Origin of the sequence: Liquorilactobacillus oeni DSM 19972 (assembly GCF_001436275.1) — a bacterium.
Taxonomy (GTDB): domain Bacteria; phylum Bacillota; class Bacilli; order Lactobacillales; family Lactobacillaceae; genus Liquorilactobacillus; species Liquorilactobacillus oeni.
Window position 1 is genome coordinate 1 of the sequence record NZ_AZEH01000022.1, and the last position, 404, is coordinate 404.

1 protein-coding gene is annotated in these 404 nt (G+C 28.0%); it reads right to left on the minus strand.

Annotation, left to right across the window (positions count from 1 at the left end):
• Nucleotides 1-236: hypothetical protein (locus tag FD46_RS02850; protein WP_057895685.1), on the minus strand; the 236-nt coding region annotated here is incomplete at its 3' end.
• Between the last annotated feature and the right edge of the window lie 168 nt (nucleotides 237-404).

The window sequence follows — 404 nt, forward strand, 5'->3', positions numbered from 1 at the left end:
TCATTAACATAATCAGCAAATATTTTTAAAAGTTCTTCGGTTTGTTCAACTGATAAATTATCAGCCTGAAAGTATTTTTCTAATAAAGCACCCTTTTGAATTAAGCGTCGAGAACGGGCTTTACGAGCTTGACGCTTTTCATAGTATTTAGATTGACGAAGTTGAAAATCTTCTCGCTCTATTTTCTGCTTTAATCTAGCTTTTTGTTCAACTAGATTTTTATATTGATTAGCCATAACATAACCTCATTATTTAAAACTGTTTAGGTGACTGATTTTCATTTAAGAAGTCAGCTATTTTTTTAGATAATTCTTTAATATTATCGTTAGACAAATTAGCATAATCTAAATTTGATTGACTGATAATTTGTTTACCAAGTCTTTGTTCAATTTTATTTTTTTCGT